This window comes from Zunongwangia profunda SM-A87 (assembly GCF_000023465.1).
Lineage (GTDB): Bacteria > Bacteroidota > Bacteroidia > Flavobacteriales > Flavobacteriaceae > Zunongwangia > Zunongwangia profunda.
Genome location: NC_014041.1, coordinates 966242 through 984943, shown reverse-complemented (window position 1 = coordinate 984943; position 18702 = coordinate 966242). Strand labels below are relative to the sequence as shown.

Sequence of the window (18702 nt, the reverse complement as noted above, 5' to 3'; positions counted from 1 at the left end):
TATAAATAATCAAAAAGGATAAAAGTTTTATTAATTCTTTATCCTTTTTTGATTATTGTATCCCGCTTATTAATATCCGGGATTCTGCTCTAAAACAGCATCCTTATTTAACTGTATCTCTGTTAAAGGTATGGGAAAAAGTTCATGAAATTCCTGTAATCCCTCAATACGCATAAGATCAGGAAGAGGGACGCTGGGGCTTTGAAGGTTTAATCGTGTAGCACGTTCCACAAGCATCCCGGTTCTATTTTTCATAAAATTCACTTTAATAAAATCTTTTATAATGATATATTAACACCTAATGAAAATGACCTTACCACAGGGTAATTATTATTCCAACTTCCATTACTATCACTAGATCCACGATTATATTGTCGGCTTTCAGGATCCCAGCCTATCCAATCTGTCAAGGTATACAGGTTTCTACCAGCCACATAAACCATAAGTTCGGTAAGGGCAAATTTTTCTATGCTTGCCGAAGGAAACCTATAGCTAAAACGGGCATCTTTAAGCCTTACATAACTTGCATCCCTCGGATAACCATAGCCTCTTGTGTTTCTGAAAACAAGGGAAGGAAATTCATTACTTTGATTTTCAGGCGTCCAATAGCCCACTGCTTCGGGTGTATTTCTTCTCGCTACCTCATCTCCATAACTGATATCCGAATTGCCTTTTAAAACACCTTGTACCGTTTGAATAAAGAAAGATAAGTCAAAATTCTTATAAGAAATATGGTTAGTAATTCCGCCAGTCCAACTTGGTAAAGAATTCCCCAAATAACTTCTATCATTCTCTGGATCAATTACACCATCATTATTGAGGTCTGCAAATTTAATATCTCCGGGTTGCGCATTAAAAGTACCAGTATCCTCACCTTCCTGCCATATTCCTATCATATTATAGTCAAAAATGGCCCCTAGAGATTCCCCGATAAACCATCTATTAGGTATATCACTTTCCCCATCTCCATAAAGGTCTACAATCTCATTTCGATAAGTTGAAAAATTCACGTTGGTTTCCCAAGAGAAATTATCATTTCTTACATTAATGGTATTGACCGTAAATTCCAGACCTTTATTCCTTACCTCACCTATATTATCTATAATATTGTTTGTTACTGTAAGGGCAGGAATACTTCTGCGGAGCAGAAGGTCATCAGTATTAGAGTGATAAATCTCTACTGTACCATTGATTCTATTGTTTAAGAAGCCAAAATCAATCCCCAAGTTGACAGTTGTTGTCGTTTCCCATACAAGGTTGGGGTTACCAAGCCCAGCCAGAAAGGTTCCTGTATAGGCGGTACCTCCAAAAGCATAAAGTATTGTACCAGCCAGGGATTTGTTTACACCACGGTTACCGGTTTGACCATATGAAAATCTTAATTTTAAATTATTTACCTCATCGGCATTTTTCATAAAATCTTCATTATGAATATTCCAACCAACGGCCAGAGAAGGAAAAGTACCATACTTATTAGTATTTGCGCCAAAGGCCGAATACCCATCTCGTCTTGCAGTAAGCGTAAGTAGGTACCTGCTATCATAAGAATAATTGATCCTTGCCATTTGCGATAATAAAGTAGAACGTGAACTTTCCGTACCACCAGCGATATTTTCTGCTGATCCAATATTATTATATGACAATTGATCATTTATAAAACCGGTTCCGTTTAAATTTCTCTTGAAAAATTCATTAGCCTGAGCACTGTACAGACCAGTAAAGTCTAAATTATGTTTTCCAAAACTTTTAGTATATTTTAAAATATTTTCAATAATCCATACTTTTTTTTCATCACCTCCTATGTTTGCGAATCCCCCTGTTGTTGTTTGCGGCCCTTCCCTCATAATTACGGTATTCATAAGGATTTAAGGTATATGAGGTGTTCATTCTATAAGAAAGCCCTTCTAAAAACTGAGGCTTAATCTCAAAGAAAGCATTACCAGAAAGTGTACGCTCCCGCTCGTAGCGATCCGTGGTTAAGCCAAGTAACGGGTTTGCGTATAAAAGCTCCGGTGCCATTGGAAATATAAGATATTCTCCATTGTCCTGAAGGGGAACCGAATAAGGGCTCATGACAGTCGCATTAAGCAGGTTAGCCCGCCCGCCGTCAAAATTATTATTAGCAAAAAAAGCATTCAGTCCCATTTTTAACCAGTCTGTTATTTGAACATCCAGATTAGAACGCATCGTAAATTTCTTATAGTTATATCCTTTAATAACTCCCTCCTGATCTAGATAAAGACCAGAAACAAAATATTTTACCTTATCATTACCCCCTCGGATACTCAGGTTGTGCTCCTGTATTATTCCTGTTTGTGTGGCCTCCTCAAACCATTTTGTTGTCCTACCCAGATTGTAGTTATCAATCTCACTTTGATTTTCAAGAATACGATCCTGTTCCCGGTCTGGAAACGCCTGACTAAAGTAATCCTCGTATTTCTGAGCATAGGATTCTGGCCCCTGTGGAGTTAAGATATTTGCGAATTCTTCAAAGGCTGTATAAGTTCTATAGTTGATCTGAGGCGCACCATCCACTCCTCTTTTTGTTTGTATTAGAATTACCCCATTAGACCCTCGTGTTCCGTAGATTGCCACTTCTGAGGCATCTTTAAGTACTTGAATCGATTTAATGTCTCTTACATTAATATCATTAATAGTACCTGTAAATGGAATACCGTCCAAGACAATAAATGGACTGATGGAGCCATTAATGGAGTTTACCCCACGAACTTGTATCGAACCACTTGATCCTGGTACAGAAGAGCCCTGGGTAATATTCAAGCCTGCTGTTGTGCCTTGTATGGCCTGTGTAACATCTGTTACGGGCAAATTTTCTAATCGTTCCTCCGGTACAGATGCTACAGAACCTGTTACATCAGAACGTTTTTGAGTTCCATATCCTACAACCACTACCTCTTCTAATTCTGCAGTATTTTCGGCAAGGGTTATATTAATTATGTTGCGATCCCCTACAAGTACTTCTTGGGATTCAAACCCAATAAAGGAAAATAAAATAGTATCCTGCGCTTTTGCCAGAATAGAATACATTCCATCAAAATCGGTTACAGTACCAGTAGAAGTTCCCTTTATACTTACAGTAACGCTGGGTATTGGTATTCCCTCTTCATCAATAACTTTTCCTGTTATACTTTTCTCCTGGGCAAATACGCTCAAGGACGAAAGCAGCATTAAAAAAGCAGATAACACAAACTAATAATTGTATAATTTCATTTGCTATTAAATTATGTGAATAAACGAAAACGATTTAGTTCACTTTATTAAAACTTTAGCAATACTCCTTAAATTTTATTAATGTAATGAGGTAGCAAATAATACTTTTAGGGGAGTAAAATGACCACATATAACTAACTACTTAGAAATCAAATATTTAATTGATTGTTTTTTCGTAAAAAACTATCAAAACTTTCAGGATTATATTAAATAATATTTCTATAAATCTCATTTACTCTCTTTTTATAACTCAAAGTGAATTAAAGCTTATCCTAAAGGGAGTATAATAAGGTATCATCACATTTAATATGCCCACCACCAGGTTTAATTTAGAGCTCCCTTCATATTTGTTTTTCAATTTAGGATAAGATTTATTGTCATTTGAAATGACTATAAGCGAAGAATTGAAAACCGATGTTAATAAAGTAAAGTTAATCAGAACTTTATATTTTATTAATCCTAGTGACTATATTCAAGGATTCTCAATTTAGGTATAATTCCATTTTCTGCTAGGCTTTACTTTTCGTAGTTTACTTCATTCATTTTTGATGAATTTCGAGGTACATATAGTATAACATCATTTGGCTCTATTAGATGAAGAATAAAAAAGAGCACAAATTTTAAATAAAATCACAATATTAACTAAAACACACTAACAAAAACCTATTTTATTCTTGTTTTATTTTATATATTTATTAATATTCGCAACATATTTTCATAAAATCACAAATCCTTTTCGTTCTAATTGCGGGTAGGCAGAATCACATTCCAAAATACGGATTATGAGAATCATAAAAACAAAAATCCAACTCCAATTTTTACTTATTGTTTCTCTTTTAAGTTTGAAAATCTCCGCTCAGGATAGTGAGCATAGCTCTCTTTTTCCTAATGGGCTCAAGTTTTATCATTATGACACTTCAAATGGATTATCCAATAATATGGTTAGTTCAATTACAGAAGATAAAATAGGTTTTATATGGATAGGCACAAATTCTGGCTTAAACAGGTTTGATGGTAATGAATTCGAAAAATTTGATAAAGAAAATTCAGGACTGCTCAACAATTATATTCAACAAATCGTACCTTCTACAAATGGAAATTTGTACCTGGCCACTAATAGCGGGATTCACACTTATGACATTCAGAAAAATTTATTTCATAAAAAATCAATAGAAAATTCCAATCTCTCTGATGGTATCACAAGTATCATAGAATTATCGAAAGATATGCTGGTAGTAGGAGATTATTCTTCTGGTGTTCATTTTATAAAAGGGAACAGACACATAGCAGTTCAACGAAATAATATCTCAGAAAACGTTTTATTAAAAGAATACCGTATAAGCACATTAGATTTAAGGGATGACCATACTATTCTTGCGGGTACTTATAATAATGGTATTTACAGTATTTCTATAAATGATACTATAATAACAAATATAGAAAAGTTATTTCAGGGTAGGATTAATACTATATATACCGACTCAAAAAACCGACACTGGGTAGGAACCGATGAAGGTTTAAAGCTTATTGCTGACGGAAACGAAATTATACATATTAATAAAGAGAATAGTAAACTTACAGATGATGCTATTCGGAGCCTGGTTGAAGATGATCAAGGTTTGTTATGGATAGGAACTCGAAATGGTGGACTAAATATTCTTGACCCCACCTCCTTATTTAATAAGGAAGAAATTAGGATTCAATCTTTTTCGCCCAAAAACGATGGCAGTAGTGTTTTTAACAGAAATATTTTAAACCTTTATAAAGATTCCAATGGGAACATATGGATCGGTACTGAGGCTGGTTTTGATTTTGTAGACCCAAAAGGAGAATCCATACAGCTTATCGATCATTCAACAAATAAAGATATCAAAATTTCCCACGATCGTGTTAAAGCTATTGCAAAGGGAAAAGAAGATAATATTTGGATTGGAACCGATGGTGGAGGAATTAACACCTATTCCCGAATATCTAAACGATTCGGAAAATTAGACCTTCCTCTTCCTACAAATCTGGTACTTTCTTTATTAGAAGATTCAAAAGAAAATCTTTGGATTGGCACCTATCGACAAGGAATAAGCAGATATAATCTTAAATCAAAGAAATTAACTACTTATTTAGATAGTAAAGTATCTGAGGGCAGTGATGTACGATCTATATTCCAGGATGCATCGGGTAATATCTGGGTAGGAACCAATCGTGGCGGATTATATCAATATAACTCTAAAAAAGATAGTTTTATATATATAGATGAACTTGGCAAGCTTGATATTCGCGATATTACCCAAAAAGATACTAATGAAATTTGGCTTGCTACCTACGGCAACGGACTAATAAAATACAATCATAAAACAGGACAATATTCAGGTTTTCATACAGGAAATATCGATTTCCCAACAAACGTTGTTTTTAGCATTCATTTTATAGATAATAACAACCTTTTGGTAGGTACCATGAACGAAGGTTTACTAAAAATGAACATTGCGAACGCTACGGTACAACGGTTCACAACCAATGACGGTTTAAGCGACAATACCATCAATTCCATTACCCGGGACTTATCTGGAAATTTTTGGTTGGGGACTAATTCTGGCATAAGTTTTTATAACTTAAAATCAAATAGCATTAAAAACCTTAACAACTTTAATAACATACAGGAAAGTGAATTTAATATTGGTGCCAGCCTCCTAACTCAGGATGGTATTTTATTGATAGGGGGTAACAAAGGTTTAAATATTTTTGACACTAAAGATCTATCTCATCCTGTTAAAACAAATTTCCCTACTGTTTTTAAAAATCTTGAAGTCTATGGAAAATCTATAAGTCTAAATGACAGTACTCAGACGATCCTGGAAAAATCCATTTCACTAACCGATACCATTAGTATTAATCACAATCAGGCGCTATTTTCCCTGGATTTTGCTTCTCTGAAATATCCAAGATCAGATAATATTGAATACTCTTATATTTTGGAAGGTTATAATGATCACTGGATCAACATCAAAAATGCAAATCGGATTAACTTTAGCCAGTTGCCTCCAGGCGATTATAGGCTCAAATTAAAAACCAATAATAACGATTATCTGGAATCTTCAAATCAGTTATTTATTCAGGTAATCCCTCCTATATGGAGAACCCTGCCAGCATATCTTCTTTATTTTATTACTGCTGTATTGTTGCTATGGTTTGGCTTAAAATATTATACAGATAAAATTAAATTAAAACAATCATTGATTTTCGAAAAAAATCAGCGACAGTTAGAGCATGATCTTAATGAAGAAAGGCTTCGGTTTTATACAGGATTTTCACATGAGCTTAAAACTCCGCTTACGATGATTTTGGCTCCGGTAGAAAGCTTACTAAGTGAAATTCGAAAAAAGGAACACATTAATAGTTTAAGGATCGTTGAAAAAAATGCTAAAACTTTATTAAGCAGAATAAACAAATTACTCGATTTTAGGCAAAGTGAAGATGGTTTAAATAAACTAAAAATCACGAAGCATCAACTTACCAGGCTGTTATCAAAATGGATAGAAATGTACGAGCCTATAGCTCACAAAAAAGGGGTTAAAATAATTAAGCATATCGATTTAGCATCATCACCAGTTTACTGCGATCTGGAAAAAATACATATCGTTTTTAATAATTTAATGTCTAATGCTTTAAAATATACTTCGAAAGGAGATCAGATAAAGATCAAATTAAAGGCAAAAGGCAATGGTTATCAATTTTCAATAAAAGATAATGGTACGGGTATTTCTGCCAAAATTTTACCTTATATTTTTGATTGGTACTATCATTCAGACGAAAAAGTGAAGAAAGACGGAAGCGGTATTGGACTTGCCCTTTCTAAACGTTTTATTGAATTACATGACGGAGCAATTACGGCAAAAAGCATCGAAAATCAATTTACCGTCTTTAAAGTTTTCTTACCAAAAGGAAAACCAGATCTTTTGGAATCTGACAATACTTCTGAAGTCACCGATTTTGTAAAAATAACCGCTGATATCCTTAACGAAAATAAGGAATTGGAACATCGTGCATTGCTTAATCCGGATACCGAGAGGGAATTAATTTTACTTATTGACGACAATCCAGATATTCATCATTACTTATCGTCAATTTTAAAAGAGAAATATGATCTTTTGCATGCTTTAAACGGGCAGGAAGGGATTAACATGGCCATAAAACATGTTCCAGATCTTATCGTTTCTGATATTATGATGCCAGAAAAAAGCGGTATAGACCTTACCAACACTTTAAAATCTAAAAAAGAAACAACACATATTCCCATAATTTTACTGTCGGCTAAAGATGCACAAGAATCTATTATAACTGGTTATAATGAAGGAGCAGATGATTATATCACCAAACCTTTTAGTACCGCCATTCTTCAAGCAAGAATTAGAAATCTACTGGATCGTAAATTCAGTTTACAAAAAGAGCTCCTTCAAAAAGAAGAAAATAAAAGTACAGAAACTGCTACGGAAAGTAAACAGGTTAAAATAGAAAAGCAATTCCTCAAAAAATTCGAAAATACCGTACATAAAAATATTCAGGTACAAGGAAAGCTTGTAGAGATAATTGCAGAAGAAATGGGTATGAGTCGGGCATCGCTGTATCGTAAGATAAAAGCACTTACCGGAAGCAGTATTAACGAATATATTCGTGATATAAAACTAGACAAATCCTTATATTTAATAGAAAAAGAAGGATTAAATATATCGATGGCCGCTTTCGAAGTTGGTTTTAATAACATGAAATACTTTAGAAAAATCTTTAAAGAGAAATTTGGGCGATTACCTTCTGATTTTTCTTTGAATAAAGACCTCACCTAAAAACTAAAATTTTAAACGGAACCTCAACAAAAATGAAAAGAATAATTACTACTGCTATACTAGGACTGCTGCTCGCGAACGGATGTAAACCCAAAAAAACCGAAGAGTCAGGTTTTTCAATTTCAGTTAGTAACGACCTTGATTTTGATAGAAATGAAATTGTAAGTTTTGATGCTAAAAACTTATTAGACAAATTCGAAAAAGCTGCTATTGATTACATTCTTATAACAGATTCTACTGGAAAGACCATAAGACATCAATGGCTCGATTACGATAAAGATGGTACTCCAGAAGAATTTTTATTTATGGCGAAAGTTGCTGCCCATAAAACTTCGCATTATAAAATAATAAGCGACAGCTCATTTGCAATGCCCGAAAAAGAAGCCGTGGCATATTCCAGGTTTGTTCCTGAAAGAACAGATGATTACGCCTGGGAAAATGATAAAGTGGCTTTTAGAACCTATGGTCCAACAGGGCAGAAAGAGGCTTTAGAAGGTGTGGAGGGAAGCACTCTTTCCAGCGGGATCGATATCTGGTTAAAACGCACCAACAAATCCATTATCAACAAGTGGTATGCTGAACATGTTAAAAATCCAGGATATTACCATACAGATCATGGCGAAGGTTATGATCCTTACCATGTAGGTAATAGTCGCGGGTTAGGAGGCCTTGGTGTTTTTGAAAATGACAGTCTGTATGTTTCTCAAAATTTTGTGGAATATAAAACCATTGCCAGCGGCCCATTAAAAACCATATTTGAGTTAAGCTATGCCCCATGGGATCCTTATAATGTAAAAGAAACTAAAAGAATTAGCCTAGCTTTAGGATCTCATTTTTCAAAATTTGAAATTAGCATAGAAGCTGAAGATGGAATCCCTAATTACGCCACCGGAATTACATTGCACAACAATCAAGGAGAATACGAGATTGATAAAGAAGAAGGCTGGATTATGCATTGGGAGCGTATCGATGATGCACAGGTTGGAGAAGGTATTGTGATGAAACCGGCTGTAATCGACTCGGCATTTGCTTATACAAGTAAGTTTCCAGATCAAAGCAATCTTTTAGTTACTACTACTCCTAAAAGTCCGTTTACTTATTATGCAGGATTTGCCTGGGAAAAAAGCGGAGATGTAAGTAGTAAAGAAGACTGGATAGAAATCATAAAAAAACAGACTAAAATTATAGCTTCTCCTTTGAAAGTTGATTTTGAATATCATTGAAAAATAAAAAGAAGAAAGTTACTAAATCATTACCTCAATGCACACCCAAGAGGTCTAAACCAGATCGCCGCACCCTGATAATCATCGGGATCGCAGTATTATTACTTTTTGGAAGTGCTGATTAAGTCAAAATTTCAAAGTACTTTTTAGCTGCACTTGATATCTACAAATCATTCTTTACAACCGCGGCCTTTATTAGATTCGCTGTTCTCAACTCTACAGTTTGAAGTGGTGGTAAGTCACTATATGGCTTATTTAAATAAAAATAGGCCGTTGCCGATACATCATCGCTACGATAAAAATTAGTCCATCCATCTGGAAAATCCTTATCCTCAAGCTTAGGAGCATTTTCTAGCTCGAATAATTTTGTAAAATTAGGGGCATGATCAATGGTAACCGGAATTAGATCTGCTCCGTTTTCTACCAATTTTCGAACCACATCTCTGGGAGCACCACCCATTTGCTGAATAGTCACTTTAATATCCCCATAAAAATATACAGGGTCTGGAATATGATACCGATAGAATGCAAATGCGCCCTCTTCCTTATCGGCAAGAAGCGATCCCTGAAACATATGATTATAAGTTCCCTGTCCATAGGCCGTACCTACATAATCCTCTGTTCCTGAACCTACCAGACTTGGAAAATTGGAGTCGCCATCGATATACATTTTTACCTCGCCTTCACCCCACCAGGTATCGTTATATAATTTATTGGTAACAATCCCCATATTAGTTCCTATAAAACGTCCCTTACCATTAATTTTCGGCAAGATCTTAAACGCTTCTCCTAAAGTGGTATTTTTCTCACGATTCCAATAGGCATGAAAATAAAATAATTCACCCTCATGATTTTCCTTCAATAAGTTTATATCATAAAATATGGCATCTAAATCTTTATCGGATTCATTTGTTATCGTAATGCGAGCCGATTTTTGAAACGGCATGGGAACGAAACAATTAAAAGAACGGCCTTCCGGATCGCTAAATAGTTTGTTTTCGAAAGCTGTTTTTTGTCCTAAACCTAACCCAAAAAAATCTCCCAAAGGTACAGCTACGGCAGGTTTATCACTACCTTCCCAAAACATTTTAATAGTTAATGCCCGAAGCATTTCGGGCGAACGATCACTAATGGTTAGCCAGATCCTTTTTATCGTACCGCTGCCATCGATATCCAAAAGATCAAGGCTTTTCCCCGCCGGAATACGTTCAAATGGATGGCCTTTGGCACCTTTGTTTTCTTTACCACCGCCGCCCTTTTCGGCCTTAGCATTTTCGAAGCTTGCCCATCTTGTTGCCTTTCCATCAGGAATATCATAGAGTTCCTGAGCAAGACCGTTTAAAAGACCAAAAACAACCAAGAAAACAGAAATTATTCTATTTTTCATAAACTTTATTTTTAGGATTAAAAAATAAAGGTTCTAATTTTAAAATGAAATGGAAGCCCTAATCAACAATCTTGGGCATGCCCATAAATTATAAATTGCAAAACCTTTTACCGTTTCAAAAAATGCTGATAAGATAGTTGTAGAGATTTCATCAAAATATCATTACCTATTGGCTAATAAGGGAAAGGGGAAACCATCTATCTGGTTTAAGCTCCCATAAGGCTAAGCACGAGTTTTCTGGAACCTCCGTGATTCCTGTGTTCGCATAAATAAATACCTTGCCAGGTCCCTAAATTTAATTTACCGTTAGTGACTGGAATTTGAACTGATGTCCCCATAAGCGAGGCTTTAATATGCGCCGGCATATCGTCTGATCCCTCAAAAGTATGACGATAATAAGGCTGATCTTCCGGAACCATTTTATTGATATGACTTTCAAAATCATCCCTTACGGTAGGATCGGCATTTTCATTTATCGTTAATCCAGCAGAAGTATGTTTTATAAACACTTGTAAAATACCCTGCTGAATTTCACCAATCTCGGGAAACTGATTTACAATTTCACTGGTTACCAAATGAAATCCCCTGGATTTAGGTTTTAATGCTATTTGTTTCTGAAATATCTTCATTTTATCATTCTTCTATTTAAAATATAAATACAGATAAATCTTAGCTAAAAAAGCAATTTTTTTTAACCAAGATCCTTATGTTTTCTTCTTTTTCTTTTTCGCAGCCGGAAATAATACGTTATTCAATATCAATCGATAGCCGGGAGAATTTGGATGTAACTCCAGCTCGGTTTTAGGATCTCCTACTCGATGCTGATAATCCTCTGGATCGTGACCTCCATAAAAAGTAAAAAATCCTTTTCCTTTTACACCATGGATATACCTTGCCTCTCCATTTACCTTATTCTCTCCCATCACCAACACATTAGCTTTTATATTATCCGGGTTATACGCAGTGGTTTGCCCCATAAATCCCTTAACCAGTCTTGTATGATTTTGGGTTAACATCGTAGGAATTACGTCCCACTTTGCGGAATAGTCCATAAGGGTGAAATAATCTTTCTCCATAGGTACCGCTCTTTTGGCAGTCATATCTATAGACGAAAACTCATAGACCATAGGGTTTCTTTCCAGAATAAAATCAGTAAAAGCGAAAGAGTTTGTAAAATCTAACTTCGATTGATAGCCGGGATCACTAGGATCCCCGTCAAACATAGGTTCAGCTATATCGGTATTTTCAGCGGCAAGCGCAATATCAAAACTATCAGTTGCGCTACACATCGCAAACATAAATCCGCCCCCAACTACATAATCCCTAATCTTTAAAGCTACAGCCAGCTTTTCTTCAGATACTTTGCGGTAACCTAAATTTTCGGCCAGAGCCTCTGCATTCTTTTTATCTTCAATGTACCAGGGGGCAGTTCGATAAGCTCTGTAAAACTTCCCGTATTGCCCAGTAAAATCTTCGTGGTGCAAGTGTAACCAGTCATACAGAACAAGTGCATCATTTAAAACTTCGGTGTCATAAATAGTTTCGTAAGGAATTTCAGCATAGGTAAGCGCCATGGTTACCGCATCGTCCCAGGGTTTATTTCCTTTGGGTGAATACACCGCAATTTTTGGAGCCTTTTCTAAAATCACACTTTCCATATTTTTAGAAGGACTGGAAATTTCATCCAATATGGCCAATGCATCATTATCGGTTAATATTTCAAAAGAAACACCTCTAATTTTGCATTCTTTTTCTAAAAGATCTTCAGCATCAAAAAGAAAAGAACCACCGCGATAATTTAATAACCACTGCGCTTTAATCTGATGTTCCAAAGCAAAATAGGTAATCCCGTAGGCTTTAAGATGATTTTGCTGCGTATCCGGATCCATTGGCACCAAAATCTTATTGGCAAAACCGGTCAGACCCAAAAAGAAAAAGACAGTAAAAAGCATTAATGCCTTAAACTGTCTTTGGTTATTTTTTACTTTTCTAAATTTAGAACGGAACGTCACTATCATCATCCTGATTAAAATCATTCATCGAACTTCCAAAAGCTTCATCTGCACTTGGACTTGGAAGATTACCGCTTCCAAACTCGTTATCACCGTCTCCATCATTCATTTTTGAATGAAATTCGAAAGGCGAATCAAAGTCTTCTAAGTTATCAAATTTACCAAGATGACCAATAAATTTAAGACGGATATTTTCCAAACCACCGTTACGGTGTTTTGCGACAATAAATTCTCCCTGTCCTTCTGTTGGAGATCGCTCTTCATCATCCCACTCCTCAATTTTATAATATTCAGGACGGTAAATAAAGGATACGATATCTGCATCCTGCTCGATCGCTCCAGATTCCCTAAGATCTGATAGTAAAGGTCTTTTACTACCCCCACGGGTTTCTACCGCACGGGATAACTGAGAAAGTGCAATTACCGGAACATTTAATTCTTTTGCCAGTGCCTTTAGGTTTCGGGAAATCGTGGAAATCTCCTGTTCACGGTTTCCTCCTTTTTGCGTTCCCCCGGCAGTCATCAACTGCAAATAATCGATGACGATTAACTTGATACCAAATTGAGAGGCCAGTCGGCGTGCTTTCGCTCTAAGATCGAAAATAGACAACGAGGGGGTATCATCAATAAAAAGCGGTGCTTTTTCAAGGTCTTTTACCTTTACGTTAAGCTGCTCCCACTCATGTTTTTCAAGATTACCCGTTCTTAGTTTTTCCGAAGAAAGTCCGGTTTCCGAAGAAATCAATCGAGTAATTAACTGTACCGAGGACATCTCCAGCGAGAAGAAGGCTACCGGGATGCCCTGTCCTACTGCGATATTCCTTGCCATCGATAAGGTTAGTGCTGTTTTCCCCATACCGGGACGAGCCGCTACAATAATTAAATCTGAAGGCTGCCATCCCGAAGTAAGCTCATCTAACTTATCGAATCCTGATGGCACACCACTTAATCCTTCTCTGTTTGATATATCCTGAATCCTTGCTTTTGCCTGAATCACCAGACTTTGTGCAGATTCGGTAGACTTTTTAATATTTCCCTGAGTCACCTCATACAATTTGGCTTCAGCAGAATCTAAAAGGTCAAATACATCTACACTTTCATCATAAGCTTCTTCAATAATTTCCGCAGAAATTTTGATCAGACTACGTTGGATATATTTCTGTAAAATGATCCTCGCGTGAAACTCGATATGGGCTGAAGATGATACTCTTTGGGTAAGCTGAATGAGGTAATAATCACCACCTGCCTTTTCAAAATTCCCATCCTTCTTGAGCTGGTTGGAAACCGTTAATAAGTCAATCGCCTCGGTATTTTCAAAAAGCTTGAAAATAGCTTCGTAAATAAGCTTGTGCGAGTTCTTATAAAAAGCATCAGGGTGTAGGATATCGATAATCTCATCTACCCCTTTTTTATCGATCATCATCGCCCCAAGCACAACTTCCTCTAAATCAACAGCCTGAGGAGGTATCTTCCCCTTCTCGAGACTAATTACATTAGAATTCTGTTTATTATATGCTGGTGATGTTGCGATTTTTTCCATAGCACGAATGTAACCAATTTGCTAAGTAGTTCTTAAGAAAATAGCGATTTCTAGTTCACTACTAGTAAACAATCTGGTTGTTGAAAACTTTATTTTTTTGTTAATAAGGCCAAAAAAATCCGAAACGTTTGTTTCGGATTCCCTCATCTATTATGATTTTTAACGGGTTAGTCTTGATAGACACCCATTTCCAAATATTTATCCATTCTGGAACTTATCAAATCTTCTTTTGATAAACTTTTAAGCTCTTCAAAAGCTTTCAAAATAGATTTTTCCACAGCTTTAAAAGCGCCGTCGCGATCACTATGTGCACCACCAAGTGGCTCTTTTACGATCTCGTCAATAAGCTTTTGCTTTTTCATATCTTCAGCTGTAAGTTTTAAAGCTTCAGCTGCAGTTTCTTTATATTCCCAGCTTCTCCATAAGATAGAGGAACAAGATTCAGGAGAAATTACAGAATACCAGGTATTCTCTAACATCAAAACTCTATTCCCCACACCTATTCCTAGCGCACCACCACTGGCTCCTTCACCAATAATCACAACAATAACCGGTACACTAAGACGTGTCATTTCGAGGATATTACGAGCAATAGCTTCGCCCTGCCCTCGCTCCTCGGCCTCCAGTCCAGGATAAGCTCCGGGAGTATCCACAAAACATACTACAGGAAGATTAAATTTCTCTGCAGATTTCATTAAGCGTAAAGCCTTGCGGTAACCTTCTGGATTAGCCATCCCAAAATTACGATACTGCCTTGTTTTGGTGTTATAGCCTTTTTGCTGGCCAACAAACATAAAACTTTGATCACCAATTTTCCCCAGACCGCCAATCATGGCTTTATCGTCTTTTACACTTCGATCGCCATGTAATTCTAAAAATGTATCACCACAAATAGCATTAATGTAATCTAAGGTATAAGGACGGTTAGGATGTCTGGACAACTGCACTCTTTGCCATGCAGTTAAATTTTTATAGATCTGTTTCTTTTTTTCCTGAAGTTTTTTCTCGATTTGCTTGCAGGTAGCAGTTACATCCACCTCGCTTTCCTCGCCTATATTACAGGCGCGCTCGTACTGCTCTTCAAGCTCTTTAATCGGTAATTCAAAGTCTAAATATTCCATAAGTAGCTATGGTTGTTTTAATTTGAGCCTACAAATATAACAAACTTTAAATCGAAGAATTAAAGCCTGAGCTTAATTATTTTTATTAACGTTTCGCTTTTAACAATAAAAACACTGCCAGTATACCAAATGAGATATTAGGAATCCAAACCGCCAGTAGGGGTGAAAAGGTTGACTGCTCGGCTATTGTACCAAAAACTTTATCAAAAAAGATAAAAATAAAAGCCAGGGAAATCCCTACGGCAAGATTTACGCCCATTCCGCCACGACGCTTCATCGATGATACTGCTACAGCGATGATAGTAAGTATAAATGCCGAAACTGGAATACTAACTCGCTTATAGGCAGCTACCAGATACATATTCATGTTACCCGATCCACGCCGACTTTCTTTTTTTATAAATTCATTGAGTTCAGAGAAACTTAAAGTCTCAGCGATATAGGTTTCTGGCGTTAATTCATCAAATTCAAAAGGCAGAATCGTATCTAATTTAGCTTGATTACTCATGATATCTCCGTTTTCACCAATAATTCTTTTATCAACATTGGTTAAGGTATACGTAGAATCTTCGGTATTGAATTTCAACCTGGAGGCACTTATTTTAAATTTTAACTGATTACCTTCAAAATGCTCTATCACAAAGTTATTGGCGGTATGTGTTTTGGGACGAAAATGGCTGGCATAAATCACTTCATTATCATTCACCTGCCGATATACATCTTTAGTTTCCTGGGTTTCGTGCCCTCTTTTTAAATACTCGTATTTAAATTCATTAAAGCCCTTACTTGCTTTTGGAGCCAAAAACATACTTAGTCCTAAGGCCGCAATACACACGATAGTAGCTCCAATAATATAGGGTCTTAAAAATCGATAAAAAGAAACTCCACTACTTAAAAAAGCTATAACTTCAGTATTATTGGCCAATTTTGAGGTAAACCAGATAATGGATAAAAATAAAAAGAGCGGAAATAGAAGATTGGCAAAATAGATCGTGAAATTTAGATAGTATTCGGCTACCTCAACAAAAGGAACTTCATTTTCAAGAATCTTATCTATTTTTTCAGCAAGATTAACCGTTATCCCGATAGGGATAAATAATAACAGCATCATACTGAAGGTTCCTAAGTAGCGCTTTAAAATATACCAGTCTAAAATTTTCAAACTACGATGTTTTTATAGTCTTTTATCCATTTGTTTTACCATCATGTCTTTCCAGGCTCTAAAATCTCCTGCTAAGATATGCTTTCTGGCCTCGCGTACCAGCCAAAGATAAAAACCAAGGTTATGAATGGTTGCAATTTGCTTGCCAAGCATTTCATTAACGGTAAATAAATGCCGAACGTATGCTTTCGAATATTGGGTATCTACAAAAGTAATCCCCATATCGTCTATGGGCGAAAAATCGTCTTCCCATTTTTTATTTTTGATATTAATGCTGCCGTGTGCTGTGAAAAGCATCCCGTTTCTTGCATTTCGGGTGGGCATTACACAATCAAACATATCGATACCAAGGGCAATATTTTCTAAAATATTGATAGGCGTACCTACTCCCATTAAATATCGTGGTTTATCTTCAGGAAGAATCTCGGTCACCACCTCGGTCATAGCATACATTTCTTCCGCAGGTTCCCCAACAGATAGACCTCCTATCGCATTTCCTTCAGCATTTCTGGAGGCGATATATTCCGCAGACTGTCTTCTTAAATCTTTATACGTACTTCCCTGAACAATTGGGAATAAAGTTTGATCGTATCCGTAAAGTGGCGGTGTTTCCCCAAAATGTTTAATACACCTGTCCAGCCAGCGATGCGTCATATGCATCGATCTTTTGGCATAATTATAGTCACATGGATAAGGTGTACACTCATCAAAAGCCATAATAATATCGGCTCCGATCTCACGTTGAATTTCCATTACATTTTCTGGCGTAAAAACATGGTAAGAACCATCGATATGAGATTTAAACTTAACACCTTCTTCTTTAATCTTTCTTCTTCCTGAAAGCGAATATACCTGATAACCACCACTGTCGGTAAGGATATTACGATCCCAATTCATAAACTTATGAAGCCCGCCTGCTTTTTTAAGAATGCCGGTTTTAGGACGTAAATAAAGATGATACGTATTTCCTAAAATTATATCTGGATTAATTTCTTGCTTCAATTCGGTTTGATGTACTCCTTTAACAGAGGCTACAGTTCCTACAGGCATAAAAATTGGGGTTTCTATAACTCCATGATCTGTAGTTATCTTACCGGCTCTGGCTTTACTGGCAGGATCGGTCTTTAAAAGTTCAAATTCCATAAATTTTTTTAATGGCAGCAAAGATACTTAACATTTCTGCAAATTAAAGTATTAAGATATTCCAAAAATAAAATGTAAATTTAACACTTATATTAAATACTCCTTCCCTTTAGTTTTGAGAAAGCATAATATTAGCTTATTTTAGCAAGAAATATTCACAACAATAACTATATAATGGCAAACATTGAAGAATTAAAAAGTTTTGCTACCCAAGTACGCAGGGATATTGTAAGACAGGTTCATAAAGTAAATTCTGGGCATCCAGGAGGTTCTCTTGGGTGCACCGAATTTTTTGTAGCACTTTATCAGGAAATAATGGATCACGATCCTAGTTTTAATATGGACGGAATTGGCGAAGATATTTTCTTCCTTTCTAACGGACATATTTCTCCCGTTTTCTACAGTGTACTTGCACGTAGCGGATATTTCCCTATTGAAGAGTTAGGAACTTTCAGAATGATCGATTCTCGCCTGCAAGGACATCCAACAACCCACGAGGGTCTTCCAGGAATAAGAGTTGCCTCTGGATCTTTAGGCCAGGGTATGTCTGTAGCTTTGGGTGCTGCACAGGCAAAAAAATTAAATAAGGACAGTAAGCTCGTTTACTCCCTTCATGGAGATGGTGAACTACAGGAAGGACAAAACTGGGAAGCTATCATGTATGCCGGAGCAAAAGGTGTGGATAATATCATCTCTACGGTAGATGTGAACGGCCAGCAAATTGATGGTAGTACAGATACCGTACTGAACATGGGAGATCTAAAAGCAAAATTCTTGGCTTTTGGATGGGATGTCTTAGAAATTGCTGAAGGAAATAATATCGAAAAAGTAATCGAAGGACTTAAAGAAGCTAAAGAACACACCGGCAAAGGAAAACCTGTTTGTGTTTTACTTACTACTGTGATGGGTAACGGAGTAGACTTTATGATGGGCACACACGAGTGGCATGGTAAAGCTCCAAACGATGAACAATTAGAAAGTGCGCTTGCACAGAATCCGGAAACTTTAGGCGATTACTAAATCCTCATTTCCAAAAAAGAATACA

At 36.3% G+C, this 18702-nt stretch carries 13 protein-coding genes; 3 read left to right on the top strand and 10 right to left on the bottom strand.

Annotated elements, in window-relative coordinates:
* Positions 1 to 69: 69 nt before the first annotated feature.
* The 3 genes from ZPR_RS23345 to ZPR_RS23650 are packed head-to-tail and all read right to left on the bottom strand — an operon-like array spanning position 70 to position 3174.
* Positions 70 to 255 (bottom strand): hypothetical protein, encoded by a 186-nt coding sequence (locus ZPR_RS23345; protein ID WP_041578670.1) that lies wholly within the window; start codon positions 253 to 255, stop codon positions 70 to 72.
* Positions 256 to 278: 23 nt separating this feature from the next.
* Positions 279 to 1859 (bottom strand): SusC/RagA family TonB-linked outer membrane protein, encoded by a 1581-nt coding sequence (locus tag ZPR_RS23655; RefSeq protein WP_233421364.1) that lies wholly within the window; start codon positions 1857 to 1859, stop codon positions 279 to 281.
* Positions 1792 to 3174 carry a SusC/RagA family TonB-linked outer membrane protein gene (locus ZPR_RS23650; protein ID WP_233421362.1) on the bottom strand — a complete coding sequence of 461 codons (1383 nt, stop codon included), beginning with the start codon at positions 3172 to 3174 and terminating at the stop codon, positions 1792 to 1794. Before ZPR_RS23650 ends, ZPR_RS23655 begins: the two co-directional genes overlap by 68 nt.
* Before the next feature lie 839 nt (positions 3175 to 4013).
* Here ZPR_RS23650 and ZPR_RS04345 point away from each other — a divergent pair.
* Positions 4014 to 8069 carry a hybrid sensor histidine kinase/response regulator transcription factor gene (locus ZPR_RS04345; protein ID WP_013070401.1) on the top strand — a complete coding sequence of 1352 codons (4056 nt, stop codon included), beginning with the start codon at positions 4014 to 4016 and terminating at the stop codon, positions 8067 to 8069.
* A gap of 32 nt (positions 8070 to 8101) precedes the next feature.
* Positions 8102 to 9292 (top strand): DUF4861 family protein, encoded by a 1191-nt coding sequence (locus ZPR_RS04340; RefSeq protein ID WP_013070400.1) that lies wholly within the window; start codon positions 8102 to 8104, stop codon positions 9290 to 9292.
* A 163-nt stretch (positions 9293 to 9455) separates the two neighbouring features.
* On the opposite strand, the gene ZPR_RS04335 is transcribed toward ZPR_RS04340, so the two are convergent.
* The 7 genes from ZPR_RS04335 to tgt form a co-directional block, all read right to left on the bottom strand.
* Complete coding sequence (locus ZPR_RS04335) at positions 9456 to 10679, bottom strand: glycoside hydrolase family 172 protein (RefSeq protein WP_013070399.1); 1224 nt, start codon at positions 10677 to 10679, stop codon at positions 9456 to 9458.
* A gap of 206 nt (positions 10680 to 10885) precedes the next feature.
* Positions 10886 to 11308, bottom strand: coding sequence for a secondary thiamine-phosphate synthase enzyme YjbQ (locus ZPR_RS04330; RefSeq protein WP_013070398.1), 423 nt, complete (start codon positions 11306 to 11308; stop codon positions 10886 to 10888).
* Positions 11309 to 11383: 75 nt separating this feature from the next.
* The gene (locus ZPR_RS04325) at positions 11384 to 12631 is read right to left on the bottom strand and encodes a hypothetical protein (RefSeq protein WP_041579611.1); all 1248 of its coding nucleotides are present in this window, start codon (positions 12629 to 12631) and stop codon (positions 11384 to 11386) included.
* A gap of 43 nt (positions 12632 to 12674) precedes the next feature.
* Entirely contained in the window at positions 12675 to 14231 is a 1557-nt protein-coding gene (gene dnaB / locus ZPR_RS04320) for a replicative DNA helicase (protein ID WP_049771414.1), read from the bottom strand.
* 167 nt (positions 14232 to 14398) lie between these two features.
* Positions 14399 to 15352 carry an acetyl-CoA carboxylase carboxyltransferase subunit alpha gene (locus ZPR_RS04315; RefSeq protein ID WP_013070395.1) on the bottom strand — a complete coding sequence of 318 codons (954 nt, stop codon included), beginning with the start codon at positions 15350 to 15352 and terminating at the stop codon, positions 14399 to 14401.
* Between the two features lie 85 nt (positions 15353 to 15437).
* Positions 15438 to 16514, bottom strand: a complete 1077-nt coding sequence (locus tag ZPR_RS04310; RefSeq protein ID WP_013070394.1) for an LptF/LptG family permease — start codon at positions 16512 to 16514, stop codon at positions 15438 to 15440.
* A gap of 12 nt (positions 16515 to 16526) precedes the next feature.
* A complete protein-coding gene (gene tgt, locus ZPR_RS04305) occupies positions 16527 to 17657 on the bottom strand; it encodes a tRNA guanosine(34) transglycosylase Tgt (RefSeq protein WP_013070393.1) in 1131 nt (376 codons plus the stop codon).
* 174 nt (positions 17658 to 17831) lie between these two features.
* Here tgt and ZPR_RS04300 point away from each other — a divergent pair, with 174 nt between their 5' ends.
* The gene (locus ZPR_RS04300) at positions 17832 to 18677 is read left to right on the top strand and encodes a transketolase (protein WP_013070392.1); all 846 of its coding nucleotides are present in this window, start codon (positions 17832 to 17834) and stop codon (positions 18675 to 18677) included.
* Positions 18678 to 18702: the final 25 nt, after the last annotated feature.

Bases quoted from the DNA above. Each gene is read 5' to 3' on its own strand.
- ZPR_RS04340 (WP_013070400.1), top strand. From the start codon at position 8,102: ATGAAAAGAATAATTACTACTGCTATACTAGGACTGCTGCTCGCGAAC.
- ZPR_RS04335 (WP_013070399.1), bottom strand. From the start codon at position 10,679: ATGAAAAATAGAATAATTTCTGTTTTCTTGGTTGTTTTTGGTCTTTTA.
- ZPR_RS23345 (WP_041578670.1), bottom strand. From the start codon at position 255: ATGAAAAATAGAACCGGGATGCTTGTGGAACGTGCTACACGATTAAAC.
- tgt (WP_013070393.1), bottom strand. From the start codon at position 17,657: ATGGAATTTGAACTTTTAAAGACCGATCCTGCCAGTAAAGCCAGAGCC.
- dnaB (WP_049771414.1), bottom strand. From the start codon at position 14,231: ATGGAAAAAATCGCAACATCACCAGCATATAATAAACAGAATTCTAAT.
- ZPR_RS23655 (WP_233421364.1), bottom strand. From the start codon at position 1,859: ATGAATACCGTAATTATGAGGGAAGGGCCGCAAACAACAACAGGGGGA.
- ZPR_RS04345 (WP_013070401.1), top strand. From the start codon at position 4,014: ATGAGAATCATAAAAACAAAAATCCAACTCCAATTTTTACTTATTGTT.
- ZPR_RS04330 (WP_013070398.1), bottom strand. From the start codon at position 11,308: ATGAAGATATTTCAGAAACAAATAGCATTAAAACCTAAATCCAGGGGA.
- ZPR_RS04325 (WP_041579611.1), bottom strand. From the start codon at position 12,631: ATGCTTTTTACTGTCTTTTTCTTTTTGGGTCTGACCGGTTTTGCCAAT.
- ZPR_RS04300 (WP_013070392.1), top strand. From the start codon at position 17,832: ATGGCAAACATTGAAGAATTAAAAAGTTTTGCTACCCAAGTACGCAGG.
- ZPR_RS04315 (WP_013070395.1), bottom strand. From the start codon at position 15,352: ATGGAATATTTAGACTTTGAATTACCGATTAAAGAGCTTGAAGAGCAG.